This is a genomic window from Klebsiella sp. CTHL.F3a, assembly GCF_019890895.1.
Lineage (GTDB): Bacteria > Pseudomonadota > Gammaproteobacteria > Enterobacterales > Enterobacteriaceae > Klebsiella > Klebsiella grimontii.
The window spans coordinates 4,168,359-4,191,061 of record NZ_CP082360.1; the positions used below are offsets into that span (position 1 = coordinate 4,168,359).

Annotated in this window: 21 protein-coding genes; 8 read left to right on the plus strand and 13 right to left on the minus strand. The window is 59.3% G+C overall.

Features of this window, described 5'->3' with window-relative positions; genetic code table 11:
• The first annotated feature begins 208 nt into the window (after nt 1–208).
• Entirely contained in the window at nt 209–1,492 is a 1,284-nt protein-coding gene (gene gltA, locus K7H21_RS19660; protein ID WP_004100276.1) for a citrate synthase, read from the plus strand.
• Nucleotides 1,493–1,537: 45 nt separating this feature from the next.
• Here the strand turns inward: gltA and nei are convergent, their stop codons facing one another.
• The 8 genes from nei to K7H21_RS19700 form a co-directional block, all read right to left on the minus strand.
• Nucleotides 1,538–2,329 carry an endonuclease VIII gene (gene nei / locus K7H21_RS19665; RefSeq protein WP_223035297.1) on the minus strand — a complete coding sequence of 264 codons (792 nt, stop codon included), beginning with the start codon at nt 2,327–2,329 and terminating at the stop codon, nt 1,538–1,540.
• A 15-nt stretch (nt 2,330–2,344) separates the two neighbouring features.
• Entirely contained in the window at nt 2,345–2,989 is a 645-nt protein-coding gene (pcp, locus tag K7H21_RS19670) for a pyroglutamyl-peptidase I (RefSeq protein WP_004130519.1), read from the minus strand.
• A 9-nt stretch (nt 2,990–2,998) separates the two neighbouring features.
• Nucleotides 2,999–3,994 carry a DUF979 domain-containing protein gene (locus K7H21_RS19675; protein ID WP_004130517.1) on the minus strand — a complete coding sequence of 332 codons (996 nt, stop codon included), beginning with the start codon at nt 3,992–3,994 and terminating at the stop codon, nt 2,999–3,001.
• Complete coding sequence (locus K7H21_RS19680) at nt 3,991–4,716, minus strand: DUF969 domain-containing protein (protein WP_004130515.1); 726 nt, start codon at nt 4,714–4,716, stop codon at nt 3,991–3,993. The genes K7H21_RS19675 and K7H21_RS19680 overlap by 4 nt, the downstream gene beginning before the upstream one ends.
• Nucleotides 4,717–4,778: 62 nt before the next feature.
• Nucleotides 4,779–5,525, minus strand: a complete 747-nt coding sequence (pxpA, locus tag K7H21_RS19685) for a 5-oxoprolinase subunit PxpA (protein WP_004130514.1) — start codon at nt 5,523–5,525, stop codon at nt 4,779–4,781.
• Nucleotides 5,515–6,447 (minus strand): 5-oxoprolinase subunit PxpC, encoded by a 933-nt coding sequence (pxpC, locus tag K7H21_RS19690; protein ID WP_049122802.1) that lies wholly within the window; start codon nt 6,445–6,447, stop codon nt 5,515–5,517. Before pxpC ends, pxpA begins: the two co-directional genes overlap by 11 nt.
• Entirely contained in the window at nt 6,441–7,097 is a 657-nt protein-coding gene (pxpB, locus tag K7H21_RS19695) for a 5-oxoprolinase subunit PxpB (protein ID WP_004130512.1), read from the minus strand. The genes pxpC and pxpB overlap by 7 nt, the downstream gene beginning before the upstream one ends.
• A gap of 15 nt (nt 7,098–7,112) precedes the next feature.
• On the minus strand, nt 7,113–7,856 hold the full coding sequence (locus tag K7H21_RS19700) for a type 2 GTP cyclohydrolase I (protein ID WP_223035298.1): 744 nt from the start codon (nt 7,854–7,856) through the stop codon (nt 7,113–7,115).
• Nucleotides 7,857–8,127: 271 nt separating this feature from the next.
• Between K7H21_RS19700 and dtpD the strand changes: the two genes are divergently transcribed.
• Nucleotides 8,128–9,609, plus strand: coding sequence for a dipeptide permease DtpD (dtpD, locus tag K7H21_RS19705; protein ID WP_004132624.1), 1,482 nt, complete (start codon nt 8,128–8,130; stop codon nt 9,607–9,609).
• Here dtpD and phrB read toward each other — a convergent pair.
• Nucleotides 9,578–11,020 carry a deoxyribodipyrimidine photo-lyase gene (gene phrB / locus K7H21_RS19710; RefSeq protein WP_049115031.1) on the minus strand — a complete coding sequence of 481 codons (1,443 nt, stop codon included), beginning with the start codon at nt 11,018–11,020 and terminating at the stop codon, nt 9,578–9,580. The genes dtpD and phrB overlap by 32 nt on opposite strands.
• 201 nt (nt 11,021–11,221) lie before the next feature.
• Nucleotides 11,222–11,431 carry a YbfA family protein gene (locus K7H21_RS19715; RefSeq protein ID WP_162626030.1) on the minus strand — a complete coding sequence of 70 codons (210 nt, stop codon included), beginning with the start codon at nt 11,429–11,431 and terminating at the stop codon, nt 11,222–11,224.
• 305 nt (nt 11,432–11,736) lie between these two features.
• On the opposite strand from K7H21_RS19715, the gene kdpF reads away from it, so the two are divergent.
• Genes kdpF through kdpE form a run of 6 tightly spaced genes read left to right on the plus strand, consistent with a single transcriptional unit; the run spans nt 11,737 to nt 19,524 of the window.
• Nucleotides 11,737–11,826, plus strand: a complete 90-nt coding sequence (kdpF, locus tag K7H21_RS19720) for a K(+)-transporting ATPase subunit F (RefSeq protein ID WP_077252547.1) — start codon at nt 11,737–11,739, stop codon at nt 11,824–11,826.
• Nucleotides 11,826–13,505: a potassium-transporting ATPase subunit KdpA gene (gene kdpA / locus K7H21_RS19725; protein ID WP_049115032.1), complete on the plus strand. Its 1,680-nt coding sequence runs from the start codon at nt 11,826–11,828 to the stop codon at nt 13,503–13,505. Before kdpF ends, kdpA begins: the two co-directional genes overlap by 1 nt.
• Before the next feature lie 21 nt (nt 13,506–13,526).
• Nucleotides 13,527–15,575, plus strand: a complete 2,049-nt coding sequence (gene kdpB / locus K7H21_RS19730) for a potassium-transporting ATPase subunit KdpB (RefSeq protein ID WP_223035299.1) — start codon at nt 13,527–13,529, stop codon at nt 15,573–15,575.
• Nucleotides 15,576–15,585: 10 nt separating this feature from the next.
• Nucleotides 15,586–16,161 (plus strand): potassium-transporting ATPase subunit KdpC, encoded by a 576-nt coding sequence (gene kdpC, locus K7H21_RS19735; RefSeq protein ID WP_004130505.1) that lies wholly within the window; start codon nt 15,586–15,588, stop codon nt 16,159–16,161.
• Between the two features lies 1 nt (nt 16,162).
• Nucleotides 16,163–18,850: a two-component system sensor histidine kinase KdpD gene (gene kdpD / locus K7H21_RS19740; protein WP_004130504.1), complete on the plus strand. Its 2,688-nt coding sequence runs from the start codon at nt 16,163–16,165 to the stop codon at nt 18,848–18,850.
• Nucleotides 18,847–19,524, plus strand: a complete 678-nt coding sequence (gene kdpE, locus K7H21_RS19745) for a two-component system response regulator KdpE (protein ID WP_049115036.1) — start codon at nt 18,847–18,849, stop codon at nt 19,522–19,524. Before kdpD ends, kdpE begins: the two co-directional genes overlap by 4 nt.
• A 107-nt stretch (nt 19,525–19,631) precedes the next feature.
• On the opposite strand, the gene araD is transcribed toward kdpE, so the two are convergent.
• The 3 genes from araD to K7H21_RS19760 are packed head-to-tail and all read right to left on the minus strand — an operon-like array spanning nt 19,632 to nt 22,691.
• Nucleotides 19,632–20,327 (minus strand): L-ribulose-5-phosphate 4-epimerase, encoded by a 696-nt coding sequence (araD, locus tag K7H21_RS19750; protein WP_004130499.1) that lies wholly within the window; start codon nt 20,325–20,327, stop codon nt 19,632–19,634.
• Nucleotides 20,317–21,216, minus strand: coding sequence for an L-ribulose-5-phosphate 3-epimerase (locus K7H21_RS19755; protein WP_142481178.1), 900 nt, complete (start codon nt 21,214–21,216; stop codon nt 20,317–20,319). The genes araD and K7H21_RS19755 overlap by 11 nt, the downstream gene beginning before the upstream one ends.
• A complete protein-coding gene (locus K7H21_RS19760) occupies nt 21,213–22,691 on the minus strand; it encodes an FGGY-family carbohydrate kinase (protein WP_157261898.1) in 1,479 nt (492 codons plus the stop codon). Before K7H21_RS19760 ends, K7H21_RS19755 begins: the two co-directional genes overlap by 4 nt.
• Nucleotides 22,692–22,703: the final 12 nt, after the last annotated feature.

Below are 22,703 nucleotides of genomic sequence, written 5' to 3' on the forward strand. Positions count from 1 at the left end.
ATAATATTCGGGCTGCTAAAACGCTGATTTGCTGTTGTTTCATCGTAGGCTGAAGACGTACCATCAAGCGCCCTTGCTCTGTACCCTGCCCTTTTCGCGACGCAGAGCGATGTGCAACATAACAAACTGGTAACGTCATCTGCTACGGGCCGAATGCAAATCCACCACCCGGCAGTCTTAAGCAATAAAGGCGCTAAGGAGACCATAAATGTCTGATGCTAAAGCAAAAATCACCCTGGGTGGTGATACTGCTATCGAACTGGATGTGCTAAAGGGCACGCTCGGTCAGGATGTTATTGATATTCGTAGTCTTGGTTCAAAAGGCGTATTTACTTTTGACCCTGGTTTCACCTCAACCGCATCCTGCGAATCTAAAATCACCTTTATCGACGGTGATGAAGGTATCCTGCTGCACCGCGGTTTTCCGATCGATCAGTTAGCAACCGACTCCAACTATCTGGAAGTATGCTACATCCTGCTGAACGGTGAGAAGCCGACTCAGGCCCAGTACGACGAATTCAAAACAATCGTTACTCGCCACACTATGATTCACGAACAGATTACCCGTCTGTTCCACGCGTTCCGCCGCGATTCACATCCGATGGCCGTTATGTGCGGTATCACCGGCGCGCTGGCCGCGTTCTATCACGATTCGCTGGATGTGAATAACCCACGCCATCGCGATATCGCCGCATTCCGCCTGCTCTCCAAGATGCCGACGATGGCGGCAATGTGTTACAAATATTCTATCGGTCAGCCTTTCGTTTATCCGCGCAACGACCTCTCCTACGCGGGTAACTTCCTGAATATGATGTTCTCCACGCCGTGTGAAAAATATGAAGTGAACCCGATTCTGGAACGCGCGATGGACCGTATCCTGATCCTGCACGCCGACCACGAACAAAACGCTTCGACCTCCACCGTGCGTACCGCCGGCTCTTCCGGCGCGAACCCGTTTGCCTGCATCGCAGCGGGCATTGCCTCCCTGTGGGGACCGGCGCACGGCGGCGCCAACGAAGCGGCGCTGAAGATGCTCGAAGAGATCAGCTCCGTTGAACACATTCCAGAATTCGTCCGTCGCGCGAAAGACAAAAACGACTCTTTCCGCCTGATGGGCTTTGGCCACCGGGTGTACAAAAACTACGACCCGCGCGCCACCGTTATGCGTGAAACCTGCCATGAAGTGCTGAAAGAGCTGGGCACCAAAGACGATCTGCTGGAAGTGGCTATGGAGCTTGAGCACATCGCGCTTAACGACCCGTACTTCATTGAGAAGAAACTTTACCCTAACGTCGATTTCTACTCCGGTATCATCCTCAAAGCGATGGGCATCCCATCCTCCATGTTTACCGTTATCTTCGCGATGGCGCGTACCGTGGGCTGGATTGCGCACTGGAACGAAATGCACAGCGACGGCATGAAAATCGCCCGTCCGCGTCAGCTGTATACCGGCTACGAAAAGCGCGATTTCAAAAACGATATCGCCCGCTAGGTCGGCTATCGCTACGACAAAAAACGCGCCTTCTGGCGCGTTTTTTTATTGCTGACATCCCGGACACCAGTAAAACGGCCGCGACGACAGCATGGTCCTCTCGATAATTCCGCCGCAGCGCTCGCAGGGCTCCCCTTCGCGATGAAAAACCTTAAAGCGAAACAGCGCGCCGTGGTGCTTATTCTCCTCCACCACACCGCGGGTGTTGTAGGACAAGCGCGGGATCTCCAGCAGCGCCTGCGCCAGCGCATCGAGCTGTTTCTCATCCAGTTCAGAGGCTTTATGCCGCCCGGTCAGCCCCACCTGCCAGAGGATCTCCACCCGCAGATAGTTGCCTAATCCGGCAAGAAACGCCTGATCCAGCAGCAGACCGGAGAACTGGCGGTTACGGAATTTCGCCGTCAGCAGCCGCGCTTTGACCTGTTCAACGCTAAGGCGCATATCAAGTACATCCGGCCCGACCCGCAGCAAAAACGGATGGCGGGCGAGCTGCTCGGGCGTCAGCATCTCAATCTCAGAGGCGCTATAGAGCAAAATCGCCTTGCGCGCGGTCTGCAGCCTAACGCGGAGAACGCGCGTCGTTTCAGGCTGCGACCCCGCGTCCACCACCCGCCAGACGCCGTAAAGTTGATTGTGGCTATACAGCGTTAGCCCGCCGGAGAAGTGGGTCAGCAGCGCCTTACCGCGAGTTTCAATGTGCGTCACTCGCTGGCCGACCAACTGAGATTGATAATGTTGTAACTGCGGAAAGGCGAACCACGCCCCGGTTAGGGGTTCGCCTTTAATCGCCGCTTCCAGGCTATCCGCCGCGCGGCGAATTTCCGGACCTTCCGGCATAATCTTATCCTTATGTTAATGCGTTGCGCCGCCGCCGACTTTCACGTCTCCGTCCTGCTGCAGGGCAACGGCGATAGCCGTTTCCAGCGCCGCACGTACCGTGTCTACCGCCATACTCGCTTCGCCAGGGTGAGCCGCAGCCTGCTCCGGCAAATACGGAATATGGATAAAGCCGCCCTTCGCGCCGCTGCCGTTACGCAGGCTATGCAGCAGGCCATACATCACGTGATTACAGACAAACGTTCCCGCCGTCTGCGATACCGACGCCGGGATACCTTTGCTCCGCAGGGCGGTCACGATCGCTTTGATCGGCAGCGTGCTAAAGTACGCCGCCGGGCCTCCGGCAACGATCGGCACATCGATCGGCTGCTGGCCTTTATTGTCCGGGATCCGCGCATCATCGACGTTGATCGCCACGCGTTCAACGGTGATATCGACGCGACCGCCCGCCTGGCCAATCGCCAGCGTTAAGACAGGTTTCAGCTCCTCCAGCGCGGCGTTCAGCGCCGTCAGGGCTTCGCCAAAGACGCACGGCAGCTGCCGCGCCACCACCGGCTGCCCGGCGATGATAGCGCCGTCCAGCCGCTTTACCACTTCCCACGAAGGGTTAACCGCTTCGCCGCCAAACGGTTCAAAACCGGTAATCAGTACGCCAGCCATGATCCCTCCTTACAGGAACATCAGGAAATAGAGCAAAAATACGTTCACGATAAGCAGCATAACGCCGGTCGGCACCTGGGCTTTGATCACCGCGTTTTTATCCGGCAGCTCCAGCAGCGCGGCCGGGACGATATTGAAGTTCGCCGCCATTGGGGTCATCAGGGTCCCGCAGTAGCCTGAGAACATGCCAATTGCCGCCATCACCGCCGGGTTACCGCCGTGCTGCAGCACCAGAATCGGGATCCCGACACCCGCCGTCACGATGGGAAACGCGGCGAAAGCGTTGCCCATCACCATCGTCAGCAGCGCCATACCCAGGGTATAGACGGCCACGGCGATAAATCGGCTGTCTACCGCCAGATAGTGCTGGGTCAGCCAGGAGATGCTATTGCCGACGCCCGCGGCGGTAAACAGCAGCCCGAGCACCGCGAGGATCTGCGGCAAAATAAACGCCCAGCCCACTGAATCCAGCAGGCGACGAGCTTCCTGCAACGGCTGCGCCGCGGTTTCATGGGTCATGCGGATAGCCATCACCAGGCCGAGCAGCGTACCTGCGGTCATTGAAAACAGCGTGATCAGCGTGGCGTGATTGCCCGGACCAAAGATAGCGACCTGCAGCGAGGGGAGATTATTAAACAGCAGCACGCCGATCACCGTCACCACCGGTATCGCCAGCGCCGGGAAAAACAGCCGGTTGCCAAGACGCGCGGCGCTGGCGGTACGTTCTTCCTGCGAGCGCTGATGATAGCGGCCGAGGCGCACGCCGCCAAAACCGGCGATCAGCGCCAGTACCACCACCACCACGCCAACGCCGATATTGACGGTGCGCTTGTCGCCAACCAGCTCATAGGTCCAGTCGCCAAACAGAAACACCAGACCATACAGTCCCCAGAACAGGCCGGTTGTCAGCCTGCGCGGATTGGCCTTATCGCGCCATGACATCACTGCTACCAACAGTAGGACAACGCCCGCCAACCAGTACAGCCAGGTTTGCTGAAAATTCATGCTGCACCGCCTTTCGCCTGACCGGCGTTAACCTTGTCCAGCTCGCGCTGGAGATGACGGTCGAGGCGCCACAGGCGGGCGGAGTGGATCAGGAAGGCGCATACCGCCGTGGGTATCCCCCACAGGGCAATATGCAGCGGCTCAGTCTGAATGCCCCCCGACTCCAGCATAAAGTTATGCATAAAGATAATCGCCCCGAAGGCAACGAATATATCTTCCCCGAAGAACAGGCCAACGTTATCGGTCGCCGCCGACATCGCGCGTAGACGATAGCGGACCTCTCCAGGCAAGGCGCCAAAGTTTTTCTCCGCCGCCCCTTCCGCCATCGGCGCCAGTAGCGGGCGCACCATTTGCGGATGTCCGCCCAGGCTGGTGAGGCCCATCGCCGCGGTTACTTCACGCACGAACAGATAGACGATAAGCAAACGACCGGCGGTGGCGCTGCGGATCTTCGCGATCCACGTCTGCGCGCGCTCTTTCAGGCCGTGCCGCTCCAGCAGGCCAATCACCGCCAGCGGCAGCAGAAGAATAAACGGCAGGTTGCGGGTATTGAGAAATCCTTCGCCCAGCTTCTCCAGAATGGTCGCGATCGGCATATGCGCCGTCAGACCCGTGATGATCCCGGAGACAATAACCACCAGCACCGGGTTGAAACGCAGAACAAATCCGACCACGATCGCGGCAATACCGATCAGTGGCCAGAGAGATAATGACTCTCCCATAATTACATCCTGTATGTTGTTGTGAGTTGTTGTCTAATGTTAATTGATTGATAATATTGTTTTTATTCTTCTACTTCCGCACTGACCTGTATATTGCGTCCGGCAAACGCCGCGCGCAGACGGCGTGCAAAATCCAGCGCGTGCTCGCCGTCACCGTGCAGGCAGACGGTTTCCGCCACTACGTGCGCCCATTCGCCGGTGATACTGCGCACCCGGCTGTGCTGCACCATTTCCAGAGTTTGCGCCAACGACTGTTCTTCGCTTTCGATCAGCGCGCCAGCCTGGGTGCGCGGCACCAGGCTGCCGTCCGCCAGATAACCGCGGTCGGCGAAGACCTCCTGACGAGTTGTCAGCTGATAACGTTGCCCGGCGCGAATCAGCTCGCTGCCCGCCAGGCCAACCAGCACCAGACCCGCGTCAACGTCATATACCGCTTTGGCGATAGCGTCGGCAAGCTGCGGATCTTTTGCCGCCTGGTTATACAGCATACCGTGCGGCTTGACGTGCCGCAGCTCGCCGCCCTGCGCGCGCACCATCGCCGCCAGCGCGCCAACCTGATACAGCGTTTGCGCATAAACCGTCTCCGGCGGCAGCTGCATCGCCGTACGGCCGAAATTTTCCCGGTCGGGAAAGCTGGGGTGCGCGCCCACCGCGACGCCATATTTCAGCGCTTCGCGAACGCACTGCAGCATCATCAGCGCATCGCCCGCATGGAAACCGCAGGCGATATTGGCGGAAGAGACCAGCTGCAGCAGCGCGCTATCGTTGGCGCAGCCTTCGCCGAGATCGGCGTTTAAATCAATCTTCATCGTTAAGTCTCCATGCCAGTTGTTCAAAGTAACGTTGCCTGTCGGCGCGCGCTTTCAGCGCTTCCTCCAGGGAACAGGGAACAAAGTGGATCGGTTGTCCCAGCGGGATCTGCGCCAACTGATACATGTCGGCTTCGATGATGGTCGCAATCCGCGGATAGCCGCCGGTGGTCTGCGCGTCGTTCATCAGTACGATGGGCTGGCCGTTATGCGGAACCTGCACCACCCCGGGCAGCAGACCGTGGGACAGCATCTCGCGATCGGTCGTTCGCTTCAGCGGTTGCCCCTGCAGGCGGTAGCCCATGCGATTGCTCTGCGGGCTAAGCTGCCAAGGCGAGCGCCAGAAGGCGTCCTGCGACACGCTATCGAACTCCTGGTACTCCGGCCCGGGCAGCGCGCGGATGCGGTTGCCGATGGGCAGCTGCTTCACGCCGCGCGGCCCGCGGAACTGCTTATCCGATTTCCCCAGCTTCAACCGGTCGCCGTCCTGTAGGCGTCGCCCTTCCAGGCCGCCAATCCCCACTTTCAGGTCAGTGCTGCGCGAACCCAGCACCTTCGGTACCGCAATTCCCCCCGCCACCGCCAGGTAGCTGCGCACGCCGTGCTGGGGATTCTTGAGCACCAGATGCTGCCCGGCCTTGACCGCCGTTCGCCAGCCCACCCATACCGGCTCGCCATCGAGCTTCGCCTCGCAGGCGGCGCCGGTCAGCGCAAACCAGCCGTTACGCTCAAACTGAATATCCACCTGGCCCAGCGTTATCTCCAGCGCCGCGGCGTTGGCGCCGTTCCCCACCAGCAGATTAGCGGTGACCAGCGCCGGCTTATCCATAGCGCCGCAGCGGCTGATGCCCAGTTGACGCAACCCTTCACGCCCACCGTCCTGCACCGAGGTATACATTCCGGCGCGAATAATTTTTAACATACGCCCTCCTTTTGCGGCACAAAACGCACCCGGTCGCCGGAACGCAGCAACACCGGCTCCTTGCGCTTTGGATCAAACAGCGCCAGCGGTGTACGCCCCAGCAGCTGCCACCCACCGGGCGTCGCCAGCGGATAAATTCCGGTTTGCGCCCCGCCGATACCGACGGACCCTGCGGGCACCAGCAGGCGCGGCTCCGCCCGTCTCGGCATCGCCAGCTGCTCCGGCAGGCCGCCGAAATATGGGAAGCCCGGCTGGAAGCCGAGGAACCACACCACGTACTCCACCGACGAATGCAGCTCAACCACCTGCTTCTCGCTCAAGCCGCTATGGCGGGCAACTTCCCCCAGATCCGGTCCGTATTCGCCGCCATAAACCACCGGGACCGAAACCTGCCGCGACTCCGGTTCGAGCGTATCGCACTCCTCCCACCAGAGCTGCAGGCGTTCAATCGCATCCCACGCCGTCTGCTGCGGATTACGCAATATCACGGTAATGTTGTTCATGCCCGGGATGGCTTCCACCACCTCAGTATGGCCTACCAGACGCTGGGCTAACCGCCAGATCCGCTTCTGACTTTCCAGCGATACCGGCGGCTCAAGCTCCAGTACCACTGCCGTTTCACCTAACAAATAACAACGCGCTCGCTGCACTTTTGCCTCCGTTCATCAGGCCGGGTTCGGGATATCAATAAACGTGACGTCCAGTTCGGTATTTTCCGTTAGCCATTCGCTTAACGCGCGAATTCCGCCGCGCTCGGTAGCATGGTGCCCGGCAGCGTAAAAATGCAGCCCCTGCTCGCGCGCCGAGTGGATGGTTTGCTCTGAAACCTCACCGGTAATAAACGCGTCGACGCCAAAGCGGGCGGCGCTGTCGATAAAGCTCTGGCCGCCGCCGGTGCACCACGCCACGCGGACGACTTTGTCCGGCCCGGTGTCGCCGCACCACAGCGGTTTGCGTCCCAGCCGCGCTTCAATCCACGAAGCCAACTCCAGGCCCGATACCGCCATCGACAGTTCGCCCCACGGCACCAGCGGCTCGATTTCGCCCATCACGTTGATGCCGAGCAGCGACGCCAACTGGGTGTTATTGCCCAGTTCCGGGTGGGCATCAAGCGGCAGGTGCCAGCCGTAGAGGTTAATGTCGTTAGCCAGCAGCGTTTTGAGGCGATTGCGCTTCATGCCGCGGATCACCGGCGATTCACCTTTCCAGAAATAGCCGTGATGGACAATCACCGCATCGGCCTCCAGGCGCACAGCTTCATCCAGCAGCGCCTGGCTGGCGGTTACGCCGGTGACGATTTTTTGTATCGTCTCGCGCCCTTCCACCTGGAGCCCATTGGGGGCGTAATCACTGATGGCCGCGCTGTTCAGCTTTTCATTAATCAGTTGTTCCAGTTCACTATTTTTCATTGCCGCTCCACCAGGTCATTATTCTATGCAGAGGGATAACATAACGGTATCCGCCCGGTCAGTCGATAGTTCTGCCGCTTCGCCGTCCATTTTGACTTTTCGCGAAATCCCGCAATTTGTCTACTCCCTCCAGTGCGCATTCGTGTATATTTATGCACTATTACAGCATATTAAATAACCAGAAAGCCTATAACGCCATGAATATCACTAGTTAATAGTTATTCATGCAGAAAGATCGACTTTCTTTTTTTATGGCAGGACGAAGCATTACATGAACACACAATCCTCACAGCCGCGGGCGATTTATTACGTCGTCGCACTGCAAATCTGGGAATACTTCAGCTTTTACGGCATGCGCGCGCTGCTGATTCTTTATCTCACCAATCAGCTCAAGTATGACGATAATCATGCTTATGCGCTGTTCAGCGCCTACTGTTCTTTAGTCTACGTTACGCCGATTCTCGGCGGCTTCCTGGCGGATAAGCTGCTGGGCAACCGCATGGCGGTGATGCTCGGCGCGCTGTTGATGGCCATCGGCCATCTGGTGCTCGGCGCGAGCGAAATCGCCCCCACCTTTCTCTACCTGTCGCTGGCGATTATTGTCTGCGGCTACGGGCTGTTTAAATCCAACGTCAGCTGCCTTCTCGGCGAACTGTATGAACCCACCGACCCGCGCCGCGACGGCGGTTTTTCGCTGATGTACGCGGCGGGCAACGTCGGGTCTATCATTGCGCCAATCGCCTGCGGCTACGTGCAGGAGGAGTACAGCTGGGCGATGGGCTTTGCGCTGGCGGCGGTAGGCATGATCGCCGGGCTGGTCATTTTCCTCAGCGGCAACCGCCATTTCCGCCATACCCGGGGCGTCAATCGCGAAGCGCTGCGGGCGCGGAGCTTTGTTTTACCAAACTGGGGCTGGCTGCTGGTGCTGCTGATCGCCGCGCCGCTGCTAATCACCGTGCTGTTCTGGCAGGAGTGGTCGGTCTATGCGCTGATTGTGGCGACAGTTATCGGTCTGGCGGTACTGACGCGGATCTACCTGCGCGCGGAGACCGCCGGGCAGCGTAAAGATCTGCGGCTAATTATGGTGCTCACCTGCTTCAGTCTACTGTTCTGGGCCTTTGCGCAGCAGGGCGGCAGCTCCATCAGCCTGTACATCGACCGTTTCGTTAATCGGCATTTTATGGGTTATGAAATACCGACCGCGATGTTCCAGTCGGTCAACGCCTTTGCGGTGATGCTCTGCGGAGTGGTGCTGGCGTGGCTGGTGAAAGAGAATATCAACGGCAACCGTACCGTACGTATCTGGGGCAAATTCGCGCTGGGCCTCGGCCTGATGAGCGCCGGGTTCTGCATCCTGACCCTCAGCGCCCGCTGGTCAGCCGCCTATGGCCACTCCTCGATGCCGCTGATGGTATTAGGTCTGGCGGTGATGGGCTTTGCCGAGCTATTTATCGACCCGGTAGCGATGTCGCAAATCACCCGCATTCAGATCCCCGGCGTGACCGGCGTGCTGACCGGCATTTATATGCTGCTCTCCGGCGCTATCGCCAACTATCTGGCGGGGGTGATTGCCGACCAGACCTCGCAGGGGTCGTTCGACGCCGCCGGGGCCATCAACTACTCGATTAACGCCTACATTGAGGTGTTCAGCCAGATAACCTGGGGCGCGCTAGCCTGCGTCGGCCTGGTGCTGGCGATCTGGCTGTATCACTCCGTTAAGATCAGGGCTCGTCGCCTGGCGATGGAGTCTTAAGTTCTCTGGCGGCCTCCCAGGCCGCCAGCGTCTCCAGCCGCGCCTGCTTGTGGTCAACAATCGGGCGCGGATAATCCAGCCTTACGCCCTGCTTTTCCGCCCACAGCCACGGTTGATGCACCGCTTTCTCTGGCACTCCGGCCAGCTCCGGCAGCCAATGACGAATAAACCGCCCCGCTTTATCGAAGCGTTCTCCCTGGGTCGTCGGGTTAAAAATACGAAAATAGGGCGCGGCATCGGTACCCGTGGATGCCGCCCACTGCCAGCCGCCGTTATTCGCCGCCAGATCGCCATCAATAAGCTGTTCGATAAAGTAGCGCTCGCCCAGCCGCCAGTCGATACGCAGATCTTTAACCAGGAAGCTGGCGACAATCATCCTCAGGCGGTTATGCATCCAGCCGGTCGCATTGAGCTGACGCATCGCGGCGTCAACAATCGGGAAGCCGGTCTGTCCGCGCTGCCAGGCCTGAAACGCGGATTTATCATCCAACCACGCCACGTTATCGGTCCAGTCGATAAAAGGGCGACCTTTACACAAGTTTGGGTAGTAAACCATCAGATGACGGTAAAACTCGCGCCAGATAAGCTCGTTGAGCCATACCGCCCCGGCTTCGCCATCCAGCGCCCGCGCCTGCTCAACCAGCAAACGGTGCAGACACTGGCGCGGCGAGAGCGCGCCCACCGCCAGGCATGGCGACAGCCGGCTGGTTCCTTCGACGGCGGGAAGATCGCGCTGCTGTTCATAATCGGCCGCTTTTTGCTGGCAAAAACCGCGGAGCCGGGCGATAGCGCTTTTTTCATCCGCGGCGAACAGCTCGCCGTCGAAGGGCGTCTGCGGATAGTCTATTTTCACATCAGACACGGCAGCGATGGGGCCACACGCGCGAGCTTTCGGCGCGGCGACGCACTCGGGCAGCGCTTCCTGTAAACGGCGAAGAAAGGCATTTTTAAACGGCGTAAACACCTTATACATTTCGCGATTGCCGGTCAGTACGCTGCCTGGCGGCAGCAGGACGCTGTCATCAAAACCCTGACAAGTCACTCCGGTCAGGGTTTTTTCCACCGCGGCATCGCGCTGGCGTTCGTTAATTTCGTACTGATAGTTGTAAAACAGATGTGTGACCTGCTGCTGTCCGCAGAAGCTGGCGAGCAGTTTTACGCTGGCGGCAAAATCTTCCGCCTGTTCAACGTGCAGCGGGATCCCCTTTTCCGCCAGCGCCGCTTGCAGGCTGTGAAGATGGCTAACGATAAATGCCGCCTGGCGCGCCGCCATACCGTGCTGGCGCCATTGCCCTGGCGTGGCGATAAACAACCCCAGCACCCTTGCATGGGGGTCGCGGCAGGCGGCAGCGAGCGCCAGATTATCGTGCATGCGCAAATCCGCGCGAAACCAGACCAGATGGGTGGCCATAACATTCCTTTCATCATTAAAATGGATATATACGACGTCTAAACAGCTATCCCCCCGGCTTAGCCTGCGGGAGGTTAATAAGTGTAAGCCACTCCGGGCAAAAAAAAACCGCCGGATAAACCGGCGGCGTGATTGATAACAAAATTCTTAGGCGCAGCGCCTGCGCTTCAGCAGGCTTAGCCGTTCGGCCATCTGCAAAGGTTAATAAAAATCTGCGGAGGCCTTTTCCGCCTGCGCCATCCATACCGGCTGTTCGCTGGTTTTTGCCCACACACGGTGCAGCCAGCTGTAAAAACGCGCGCGGTCTTTCCAGAACAGCATTACCGGCAGCGCCAGCACGCCAGCCGTCACGGCGAAAGCGCGACGCGCAAAGATGATATGAGCAGGATAAGTTTTGTACAACGCCATAATTTCTCTCCCCTTTGTCAGGCCGGCAAGCAAAGCCGGAAAAGTTACAATGTTTCTCTGCTTAAAATAGTACCGCTTTGGCTGTAATTTTACTACTCATCCGACCACTAAAAAGCACCTATTTAGCCTTTATTTACATTCATCCGGTAACTCAGTTACAAAAAAGTTAAATTAATACTAATCATTAGTTAAATTGTGGGCTTGGTATTTTTATATTTTTTTTACACCCCCGTCGCTGATTTTTGCGAAATCTTTGCGCCCGACTGCCTATTCTCCTCGTAAATCGAAAATACACCCGGAGGTGGATTGTGACTGCAGGCGTAATCGCTGGCGTAGCGCTGGTGTTCCTGTTGCTGGTTTATCTGGTTTATGCCCTGACACACGCGGAGGCATTCTGATGGCCGCTCAAGGATTTTTGCTCATCGCGAGCTTTATTCTGCTATTGATGATCCTGGCTCGTCCGCTGGGCACGGCGCTGGCGACGATGATCAATGATGTCCCGCTACCGGGCCTGGCCGGTATCGAACGCGGTTTATGGCGGGCGGCGGGCATTCGTTCGCAGGAGATGAACTGGTATCAATACTTATTCGCTATCCTGCTGTTTAACGCGCTGGGTCTGGCGGCGCTGTTCGCGCTGCTGATGTTCCAGGGTTCGCTGCCGCTTAACCCGCAGCATCTGCCCGGTCTGTCATGGGATCTGGCGCTGAATACGGCAGTGAGCTTTGTCAGCAACACCAACTGGCAGGCCTATGCCGGTGAAGCCACCATGAGTAGCCTTAGCCAGATGGCCGGGCTGGCGGTGCAAAACTTCCTCTCCGCCGCCACCGGCATCGCGGTGATCTTTGCCCTCACCCGCGCTTACGCCCGGCAGAAGGTCAGCACCCTGGGTAACGCCTGGGTCGATCTGACCCGCATTACTCTCTGGCTGCTGCTGCCCATTTCGCTACTGATTGCGCTGTTCTTTATTCAGCAGGGCGTACCGCAGAGTTTTGCGCCTAATCAGGGATTTACCTCCCTTGAAGGCGTACGCCAGATGCTGCCGATGGGGCCGGTGGCCTCGCAGGAAGCGATAAAAATGCTGGGGACCAACGGCGGCGGTTTCTTTAACGCCAACTCGGCGCATCCGTTTGAAAACCCTACCGCGCTGACCAACCTGGTCCAGATGCTGGCGATCTTTCTCATCCCGGCGGCGCTGTGCTTCGCCTTCGGCGAGGTGGTGGGCGACCGCCGTCAGGGACGCGCGATTCTGTGGGCGATGGCGCTGATCTTCATCGTCTGCGTGGCGGTAGTGATGTGGGCGGAGACGCGCGGTAACCCGCATCTGCTGAGCCTGGGCGCCGATAGCAGCCTGAATATGGAAGGCAAAGAGAGCCGGTTCGGCATTCTCGCCAGCAGCCTGTTCGCCGTGGTCACCACCGCCGCGTCCTGCGGCGCGGTCAACGCCATGCATGACTCCTTTACCGCCCTGGGCGGGATGGTGCCGATGTGGCTGATGCAGATAGGTGAAGTGGTCTTCGGCGGCGTGGGCTCTGGCCTGTACGGCATGCTGCTGTTCGTCATGCTGGCGGTCTTCATCGCCGGTCTGATGATTGGCCGCACCCCGGAATACCTCGGCAAAAAGATCGACGTCCGCGAAATGAAAATGATCGCGCTGGCGATCCTCGTGACCCCGACGCTGGTGCTGCTCGGCACGGCGCTGGCAATGATGACCGAGGCCGGGCGCGCGGGCATGTTCAACCCCGGACCGCACGGCTTTAGCGAAGTGCTGTACGCCGTCACCTCCGCTGCCAACAACAACGGCAGCGCCTTTGGCGGCCTGAGCGCGGCGACGCCGTTCTGGAACCTGCTGCTGGCGTTTTGCATGCTGGTCGGCCGCTTCGCGGTGATTATTCCGGTCATGGCTATCGCCGGTTCGCTGGTGACCAAGAAAATTCAGCCCGCCGGCAGCGGTACGCTCGCCACCCACGACGCGCTGTTTATCGGCCTGCTAATTGGCACCGTACTGCTGGTGGGCGCCCTGACCTTTATTCCCGCGCTGGCACTCGGCCCGCTGGCGGAACACTTTTCCTTACTTTAAGCGATTGCGGAGCAACCTGTTATGAGTCGCAAATCATTAGCCCTGCTGGAGCCGACGCTGGTGCGCCAGGCGCTGCTGGACGCCGTGAAAAAACTGAGTCCTGCCGTACAGTGGCGTAACCCGGTGATGTTTATCGTCTGGATCGGCAGCCTGCTGACCACCCTGCTCGCTATCGCCATGGCGAGCGGGCATATCGCCGGCAGCGCCGGTTTTACCGCCGCCATTAGTCTCTGGCTGTGGTTCACCGTCCTGTTCGCCAATTTCGCCGAAGCGATGGCCGAAGGCCGCAGTAAAGCGCAGGCCAACAGCCTGAAGGGGGTCAAAAAGACCGCCTTTGCCCGTAAGCTGCGCGCGCCGCAGCACGATGCGCAAATTGACCACGTGCCCGTTGAAGATCTGCGTAAAGGCGACGTGGTGCTGGTCGAAGCCGGAGATATTATTCCCTGCGACGGCGAAGTTATCGAAGGCGGCGCATCGGTGGATGAAAGCGCCATTACCGGCGAATCCGCGCCGGTTATCCGTGAGTCCGGGGGCGACTTCGCCTCGGTGACCGGCGGGACGCGTATCCTCTCCGACTGGCTGGTGATCCGCTGCAGCGTCAATCCCGGCGAAACCTTCCTTGACCGGATGATCGCCATGGTTGAAGGCGCCCAGCGCCGCAAGACGCCGAATGAAATCGCCCTGACGATCCTGCTTATCGCCCTGACCCTGGTGTTCCTGCTGGCCACCGCCACCATCTGGCCCTTCTCCGCCTGGAGCGGTAACGCGGTCAGCGTGACGGTACTGGTGGCGCTGCTGGTGTGCCTGATCCCCACCACTATCGGCGGTCTGCTGTCGGCGATCGGCGTCGCCGGGATGAGCCGCATGCTCGGCGCGAACGTGATTGCCACCAGCGGACGCGCGGTTGAAGCGGCGGGCGATGTCGACGTTCTGCTGCTGGATAAAACCGGCACCATTACTCTCGGCAACCGCCAGGCTTCAGCGTTCCTGCCCGCGCAGGGCGTGGAAGAGAAAACCCTTGCCGATGCCGCCCAGCTGTCGTCGCTGGCCGATGAAACGCCGGAAGGCCGCAGCATCGTGGTGCTGGCAAAACAGCGCTTTAATCTGCGCGAGCGCGATCTGCAATCGCTGCACGCCACCTTCGTGCCATTTACCGCCCAGACCCGGATGAGCGGGATTAACATTGACCAGCGAATGATCCGCAAAGGTTCTGTGGATGCCATTCGCCGCCACGTTGAGGCTAACGGCGGCCACTTCCCGGCCGATGTCGATAAACAGGTTGAAGAGGTGGCGCGTCTTGGCGCCACGCCGCTGGTGGTCGCCGAAGGCGAGCGGGTGCTGGGGATTATTTCGCTAAAAGATATCGTCAAAGGCGGCATCAAAGAGCGTTTTGCCCAGCTGCGTAAAATGGGGATTAAAACGGTGATGATCACCGGCGATAACCGCCTGACCGCCGCCGCTATCGCCGCGGAAGCGGGCGTGGACGACTTTCTCGCCGAAGCGACGCCGGAGGCCAAGCTGGCGCTGATCCGCCAGTATCAATCGGAAGGACGGCTGGTAGCGATGACCGGCGACGGTACCAACGATGCCCCGGCGCTGGCGCAGGCCGACGTCGCGGTCGCGATGAACTCCGGTACCCAGGCGGCGAAAGAGGCGGGTAATATGGTGGATCTGGACTCCAACCCCACCAAACTGATCGAGGTCGTGCATATCGGTAAACAAATGCTGATGACCCGCGGTTCATTAACCACCTTCAGTATCGCCAACGACGTGGCGAAGTACTTTGCCATTATTCCGGCCGCCTTTGCCGCGGTCTATCCGCCGCTCGCGATGCTTAACGTGATGCATCTGCATTCGCCTTCTTCGGCGATCCTGAGCGCGGTGATTTTTAATGCGCTGATCATCATCTTCCTGATCCCGCTGGCGCTGAAGGGGGTGAGCTATAAGCCGCTGACGGCTTCGGCGATGCTGCGCCGCAACCTGTGGGTCTATGGCCTGGGCGGACTGCTGGTGCCGTTTATCGGTATCAAAGCGATCGACCTGTTACTGACCCTGACCGGGCTGATGTGAGGAAAAAACCATGTCATTGATTCGTCCTGCTGTTGTGCTGTTTATTCTGTTAACGCTGCTTACCGGCGGCGTCTATCCACTATTAACCACCGCGCTAGGGCAGTGGTGGTTCCCGCAGCAGGCCAACGGCTCGCTGCTAAGGATTGACGGCGAAGTGCGCGGTTCAAGCCTTATCGGGCAGAACTTTACCGCGCCGGGCTATTTCCAGGGGCGCCCTTCCGCCACGGCGGAGATGCCGGATAATCCGTTGGCATCCGGCGGCAGCAACCTCGCCGCCAGCAATCCGGCGCTGGATAAAGCCATCAGCGAACGAGTGCAGGCCCTGCGCGCCGCCAACCCGGACGCCACGCCCAGGGTTCCGGTGGAGCTGGTCACCGCCTCGGCGAGCGGACTGGATTACAGTCTGACCCCGTCCGCCGCCCTGTGGCAGGCGCCGCGCGTCGCCAAAGCCCGGCAACTGAGCGTGGAGCAGGTCACGCAGCTGGTCAACGAGGCAACGCAAAAACCGTTGCTCAGCTTTCTCGGCCAACCTGTGGTAAATATACTGCAGCTGAATATGTCGCTGGATGCCCTGAAGGATAAGTGAAATGAGTGACGAGCCGCTGCGTCCGGACCCTGACCGCCTGCTGCAACACACCGCCGCCCCGCATCGCGGTAAGCTAAAGGTTTTTTTTGGCGCCTGCGCAGGGGTGGGGAAAACCTGGGCGATGCTGGCGGAAGCGCAGCGGCTGCGCGCCCAGGGTCTGGATATTCTGATTGGCGTGGCGGAAACCCACGGGCGTAAAGAGACAGCGGCGATGCTTGAGGGGCTCAGCACCCTGCCCCAGCGCCGCCTCTCCCATCGCGGGCGCTACGTTAAAGAGTTTGACCTTGACGGCGCGCTGGCCCGCCGCCCGGCGCTGATCCTGGTCGATGAGCTGGCGCACAGCAACGCACCCGGCTCCCGTCATCCCAAACGCTGGCAGGACGTCGAAGAGCTGCTGGAAGCCGGCATCGACGTGTTTACCACCGTTAACGTCCAGCACCTGGAGAGCCTGAACGACGTCGTCAGCGGCATTACCGGCGTGCAGGTCCGTGAAACCGTCCCCGATCCGTTCTTCGACGCCGCCGACGATGTGGTACTGGTCGACCTGCCTCCCGACGATCTCCGCCAGCGGCTCAATGAAGGGAAAGTCTATATCGGCGGCCAGGCCGAGCGGGCTATTGAGAACTTCTTTCGCAAGGGCAACCTGATCGCCCTGCGCGAACTGGCGCTGCGCCGTACCGCCGATCGGGTCGATGAGCAAATGCGCGCCTGGCGCGATCGTCAGGGACAGGAAAAAGTCTGGCACACCCGTGACGCCATTTTGCTCTGCATCGGCCACAACACCGGCAGCGAAAAGCTGGTTCGCGCCGCTGCCCGCCTCGCGGCCAGGCTGGGGAGCGTCTGGCATGCGGTGTATGTAGAAACCCCCTCTCTGCATCGCCTGCCGGAAGCGAAACGGCGGGCGATCCTCGCCGCGCTCAGGCTGGCTCAGGAGCTGGGAGCGGAAACCGCCACCCTCGCCGATCCTTCTGAAGAGAAGGCCGTTCTGCACTACGCCCGCGAACATAATCTCGGCAAGATAGTGATTGGTCGCCAGCAAAAAAGGCGCTGGTGGGACCGCAGCGGCTTCGCCGATCGTCTGGCCCGCCACGCGCCGGACCTCGATTTGGTAGTGATCGCGCTGGATGAAAAGGCCGCTCCCCTGCCCGCTCGCGCCAGCGATGGCCGGACCGCAATGGAAAAATGGCGTTTGCAGCTCCAGGGATGCGTCGTCGCCATCGCTCTGTGCGCGGTGATAACCGTCGTCGCCATGCAGTGGCTGATGGCTTTTGAAGCCGCCAACCTGGTGATGCTGTATCTGCTCGGCGTGGTGATTATCGCCCTCCTGTACGGCCGCTGGCCGTCAGTGCTGGCGACGGTGATTAACGTGGTCAGCTTCGACCTGTTTTTTGTCGCGCCGCGCGGCACGCTGGCGGTTTCCGATGTGCAGTATTTGTTGACCTTTAGCGTGATGCTCACCGTCGGGCTGCTTATCGGCAATCTCACCGCCGGCGTACGCTACCAGGCGCGGGTGGCACGCTATCGCGAACAGCGCACCCGGCATCTGTATGAAATGTCAAAAGCGTTGGCGGTGGGCCGCAGCCGTGAGGATGTGGCCGCCACCAGCGAGCGCTTTATCGCCTCGACCTTTCAGGCGCGCAGCCAGCTGCTGCTGCCCGATGAAACAAACCGGCTCTCTCCGCTAACTCAGCAAACGGCGGCCATCACCTGGGATGACGCCATTGCCCGCTGGAGCTTCGATAAGGGACAGCCCGCCGGCGCGGGTACCGATACGCTACCCGGCGTGCCGTACCAAATCCTGCCGCTGAAAAGCGCCGCCCGCACCTGGGGGTTGCTGGTTGTGGAACCCGCCAACCTGCGCCAGCTGATGATCCCCGAACAGCAGCGCCTGCTGGAAACCTTCACTCTGCTGGTCGCCAGCGCGCTGGAGAGACTGACGCTTACCGCCAGCGAAGAGCAGGCGCGGCTGAACAGCGAACGAGAAAGTCTGCGTAACTCGCTACTGGCGGCGCTGTCCCACGATCTGCGGACGCCGTTAACGGTGCTGTTCGGCCAGGCGGAAATCCTGACGCTCGATCTCGCCAGCGAAGGGTCGAAACACGCGCCGCAGGCCAATGAGATTCGCCAGCACGTGCTCAACACCACCCGGCTGGTGAATAATCTCCTCGATATGGCGCGGATCCAATCCGGCGGCTTTAATTTGCATAAAGAGTGGCTAACGCTGGAAGAGGTGGTCGGTAGCGCGCTGCGTATGCTGGAGCCGGGGCTTGGCGGCCGGCATATTCAGCTCGCGCTGCCGGACCCGCTGCTGCTGGTTCACGTCGACGGGCCGCTGTTTGAACGGGTGCTGATTAATCTGCTGGAAAACGCGGTGAAGTACGCGGGAGCAGAGGCGCAAATCGGCATTACCGCGCATGTCGACACGCACAATTTGCTGCTTGAGGTTTGGGATAACGGACCGGGTATTCCTGCCGGGCAGGAACAGGCTATCTTTGATAAATTCGCCCGCGGTAATAAAGAGTCGGCGATCCCCGGCGTCGGTCTGGGTCTGGCGATTTGCCAGGCGATCGTTGAGGTGCACGGCGGAACGATTAGCGCCGCGACGCGCCCGCAAGGCGGCGCCTGTTTCCGTGTTACACTGCCGAGAGAAGCGCCCCCTGAACTGGAAGAGTTAGCCGAGGAAATGTGATTAACGTTCTGATCATCGAAGATGAGCATGCTATCCGCCGCTTTCTGCGCACCGCGCTGGAAGCCGACGGCATGCGCGTATTTGAAGCGGAAACGCTGCAGCGCGGGCTGATCGAAGCCGCGACCCGCAAGCCGGATTTAACCATTCTCGATCTCGGCCTGCCCGATGGTGACGGTAACGCGTTTATTCGCGAGGTTCGCCAGTGGAGCCAGATGCCGATTATCGTCCTCTCGGCGCGCACCGAAGAGCAGGACAAAATCGCCGCGCTTGACGCCGGCGCCGATGATTATCTCAGCAAACCCTTTGGTATCGGTGAACTGCAGGCGCGGCTGAGGGTGGCAATGCGCCGCCATGCCGGCGCCCAGGCCGATGAGCCGCTGGTGCGTTTTGCCGATGTCGAAGTCGATATCCCCTCCCGCCGCATCGTTCGCGGCGACGAAGAGATCCATCTGACGCCAATTGAATTTCGCCTGCTGGCGGTACTGCTCAATAATCCCGGAAAGGTGCTGACCCAGCGGCAGTTGCTCAACCAGGTCTGGGGGCCGAACGCGGTGGAACACAGCCACTATCTGCGGATCTATATGGGACATCTGCGACAGAAGCTGGAGGCCGACCCGGCGCGCCCGCAACATCTGCTGACCGAAACCGGGATCGGCTACCGGTTTATGCCTTAGCGGATCCCCGGCTCGCGCTTAGCTTAACCGGGCTACAGGCCCGTCGTCGTCTATAAATCGGTAGCCCGGATAAAGCGTTTACGCCGCCATCCGGGGAATGCCGGCGATTATTGTCCGTAGTAGGCCCCTGCCCCGTGTTTACGCAAATAGTGTTTATCCAGCAGCGTCGTAGAGACCGGCTGTTCGTCAATGCTCAGCTGACGGGTCCACATATTCATATAGGCAATCTCCTCCAGCACCACCGCATTATGCACCGCGTTCGCCGGATCTTTTCCCCATGCAAATGGGCCGTGGCCGTGGACCAGCGCGGCGGGTACGCTGAGCGGATCGGTATGCTGCGCGCCCAGCGTTTCGATAATCACGTGACCGGTATTGGTTTCATAATCACCGCGGATTTCATCATCGCTGAGCGGGCGGGTACAGGGGATCGGCCCATAAAAATAGTCGGCGTGGGTGGTGCCCATCGCCAGCAGCGGCCTGCCCGACTGCGCCCAAATCGTCGCGTGACGCGAATGGGTATGCACAATTCCGCCCACGCCGCTAAACGCCTTATACAACTCAAGATGGGTCGGCGTATCCGACGAGGGCTTATAGCGCCCCTCCACCACCCTGCCGGTCGCCAGCTCCACCACCACCATATCCTCGGCCGTCATCACGGCATATTCCACGCCGGAGGGTTTGATCACCACCAGCCCGGCCTCGCGATCGATACCGCTGACGTTACCCCAGGTAAAGGTCACAAGATTAAATTTCGGCAGCGCCAGATTGGCATCAAGAACCGCCTGCTTGAGGTTATCCAACATACTTCACTCCTGAATTCGCAATGCCTTCATACTGGGGCGGACGAAACGCCTGCTGGTATTTATCCGTTAGCCACGCTTTCGCCTCGGCGATTCGCTGGCTATCCAGGCCATCATTTTTTGCCCACATCTCAATCAGCCAGGCGCCGCGATAGTTCAGCGCCGAGAGCGTGCGAAATATCTCGGTAAAATCGACGCAGCCGGTCCCGAATGGCACATCGCGAAACTGCCCCAGCGAAGCGTGCGAAACGGGCTGGGTATCCTTCAAATGAATGGCGGTGATTTTATGAATGCCCTTATTCAACTCTTCGGGAACGTCGTTTTGCCAGGCGCTTAAGTTGCCAACGTCCGGGTAGACACAAAACCACGGACTGCAAACCTTACGTTCGAGATCCAGCCAGCGGGAGATATTGCTCATAAAGGCGGTATCCATAATTTCCATCGACAGCATCACCTGCGCTTTCGCCGCTTCGGCCACCGCCCAGTTGATGCCCTCAATAAAGTATTCCCGGGTCTGCGCCGAAGAGGATTCGTAATAGACGTCATAGCCTGCCAGCTGGATGTTGCGGATCCCGACATGGCTGGCAAAATCCAGCGCATCCAGCATCAGTTCCCGCGCCTTGAGCCGTGTATCGCGATTGACGCTACCAAAGGGATGGCTGCGGTGCGCGGAGAGGCACATGCTCGGCACATCAATGCCGCTGTTGATTTTGTCCGCCACGAACGCCAGCCGCTGCCCCCGATTCCAGTGCAGCCTGGCCTGCCGCTCGGGGCTTTCGTCAACGGAGATTTCGATAAAATCAAACGCCAGGCCGGCCGCCATTTCGAAGCGTTTCGGCCAGTCCAGCGCCGTGGGGAGCGCTTTTTCGTAGATGCCAAGTCTGGGTTTCATTGCGCCGCTCCCGTCGCCCTGGAGAGGCTTTGCGCGACCGCTAAGTAACGGGCGTAGCCTTCGCGCAGCTGCTGATGCCGATTGCCGTCGGGTTGATAGCAGACCACCTCGGGCTGCGTGGCGGCAATCGCTTCGCTGAAGTTAGCATAGGCTCCGCTACCGGCCGCCGCGCACAGCGCGGCGGCTCGACAGCCGGCCTGTTCGATATCTACCACTTCCAGCGGAAGATTGGCTGCATCGGCATACATCTGCGTCCAGCCTCTCGACTGGCTCGGCCCGCCGGTAAAGCGAATTTTTTGAATATCCCGATTGAGTTCAATAATGCGGTCCTGATGCACCAGGTGAGAAAAAACGATCCCGCGATAGATGGCCGCAATAATATCCTTTTTCGTATGATGCCCCGCGAGGCCCACCAGCGCGCCGGGCAGATCCATCGCCAGATTGGAACCGAACAAATAGGGTAAAAAAATGAGGTTGCTGTCGGTATCTTGCGCGATCCAGCTTTCGAAATGGTCGTAGCAGCGGTCATCGTCAGGGAAAAACTGCTTCACAAACCAGGAGAGATTGCTCGCCGAAGTGGGGCTGCCCTCGTGAACGAAATATTTGCCCGGAATGCAGTATTTCCCCCAGATGTAGGGAAAGTCGCTGGCAATAATACTATCCGTCACCGAGGTGGCGATACTCCAGGTTCCGGCCACCGCGCTCAGAGTATCCGCCCGATCAATGCCCGAGGAGACGGCGGAGGCGACCACGTCGAAAAAGCCGCCGAAAACCGGCGTCCCCGGGCATAAACCGCAGTCCAGCGAGGCCTGCAGGGTAATGTGGCCCACGCAGTCCGTCGAGTTCACCACCGGCGCGGTTTTATCCGCCACTTCCTCAATGCCAAACAGCGCCATCATGTCGCGGTCATAGCGGGCGATAAACTGGTTATAAAAATTGCTGCCGGAAATATTGGTGATCTCCGCCGTCGCCTCGCCGGTCAGGCGGAAACGAACGTAGTCGTGCACCATTAAAACGGCATCGATCTTGTCATAATTGGCCGGTTCATGCGCTTTCAGCCACGCCAGTAGCGATACCGGATGTCCGGTCCACAGCTGCTGCAATCCTTTTGGGTATGCCAGCTTGTCTATACCTTCGCGATACCATTTTTTGACAAACGCCAGCGCCCGGGTATCGGATGAGATAATCCCGTTGCGCACCGGTTCGCCTTTTTTGTCAATCGCGTAGAGCCCTTTGCCGTGCGAGGAGAAACCGATCCCGCCGATGCTTAGCGGCGGCACCTGGCTTTCATACAGCGCTTTTTTTATCACGCGACAAACGGTGTCCCATAGTTCATGCATGTTCCGCTCAGTAAAGCCCGGCTGCTCGGATAATACCTGCGCATATTGCGACGCCACGTGAATCTCTTGCCCTAACTCATTATATATACCGGCTTTGGTGACCGTACCACCGATATCAACCCCGATAAAATTCATATCCCTTCGCCT

Coding starts and splice junctions, on each gene's coding strand:
- kdpB (WP_223035299.1), top strand. CDS start 13,527: ATGAGTCGCAAATCATTAGCCCTGCTGGAGCCGACGCTGGTGCGCCAG.
- araD (WP_004130499.1), bottom strand. CDS start 20,327: ATGTTGGATAACCTCAAGCAGGCGGTTCTTGATGCCAATCTGGCGCTG.
- K7H21_RS19700 (WP_223035298.1), bottom strand. CDS start 7,856: ATGAAAAATAGTGAACTGGAACAACTGATTAATGAAAAGCTGAACAGC.
- K7H21_RS19680 (WP_004130515.1), bottom strand. CDS start 4,716: ATGGGAGAGTCATTATCTCTCTGGCCACTGATCGGTATTGCCGCGATC.
- pxpC (WP_049122802.1), bottom strand. CDS start 6,447: ATGTTAAAAATTATTCGCGCCGGAATGTATACCTCGGTGCAGGACGGT.
- K7H21_RS19675 (WP_004130517.1), bottom strand. CDS start 3,994: ATGAATTTTCAGCAAACCTGGCTGTACTGGTTGGCGGGCGTTGTCCTA.
- K7H21_RS19760 (WP_157261898.1), bottom strand. CDS start 22,691: ATGAATTTTATCGGGGTTGATATCGGTGGTACGGTCACCAAAGCCGGT.
- pcp (WP_004130519.1), bottom strand. CDS start 2,989: ATGGCTGGCGTACTGATTACCGGTTTTGAACCGTTTGGCGGCGAAGCG.
- nei (WP_223035297.1), bottom strand. CDS start 2,329: ATGCCGGAAGGTCCGGAAATTCGCCGCGCGGCGGATAGCCTGGAAGCG.
- gltA (WP_004100276.1), top strand. CDS start 209: ATGTCTGATGCTAAAGCAAAAATCACCCTGGGTGGTGATACTGCTATC.
- phrB (WP_049115031.1), bottom strand. CDS start 11,020: ATGGCCACCCATCTGGTCTGGTTTCGCGCGGATTTGCGCATGCACGAT.
- kdpC (WP_004130505.1), top strand. CDS start 15,586: ATGTCATTGATTCGTCCTGCTGTTGTGCTGTTTATTCTGTTAACGCTG.
- kdpD (WP_004130504.1), top strand. CDS start 16,163: ATGAGTGACGAGCCGCTGCGTCCGGACCCTGACCGCCTGCTGCAACAC.
- K7H21_RS19755 (WP_142481178.1), bottom strand. CDS start 21,216: ATGAAACCCAGACTTGGCATCTACGAAAAAGCGCTCCCCACGGCGCTG.
- dtpD (WP_004132624.1), top strand. CDS start 8,128: ATGAACACACAATCCTCACAGCCGCGGGCGATTTATTACGTCGTCGCA.
- pxpA (WP_004130514.1), bottom strand. CDS start 5,525: ATGAAGATTGATTTAAACGCCGATCTCGGCGAAGGCTGCGCCAACGAT.
- kdpA (WP_049115032.1), top strand. CDS start 11,826: ATGGCCGCTCAAGGATTTTTGCTCATCGCGAGCTTTATTCTGCTATTG.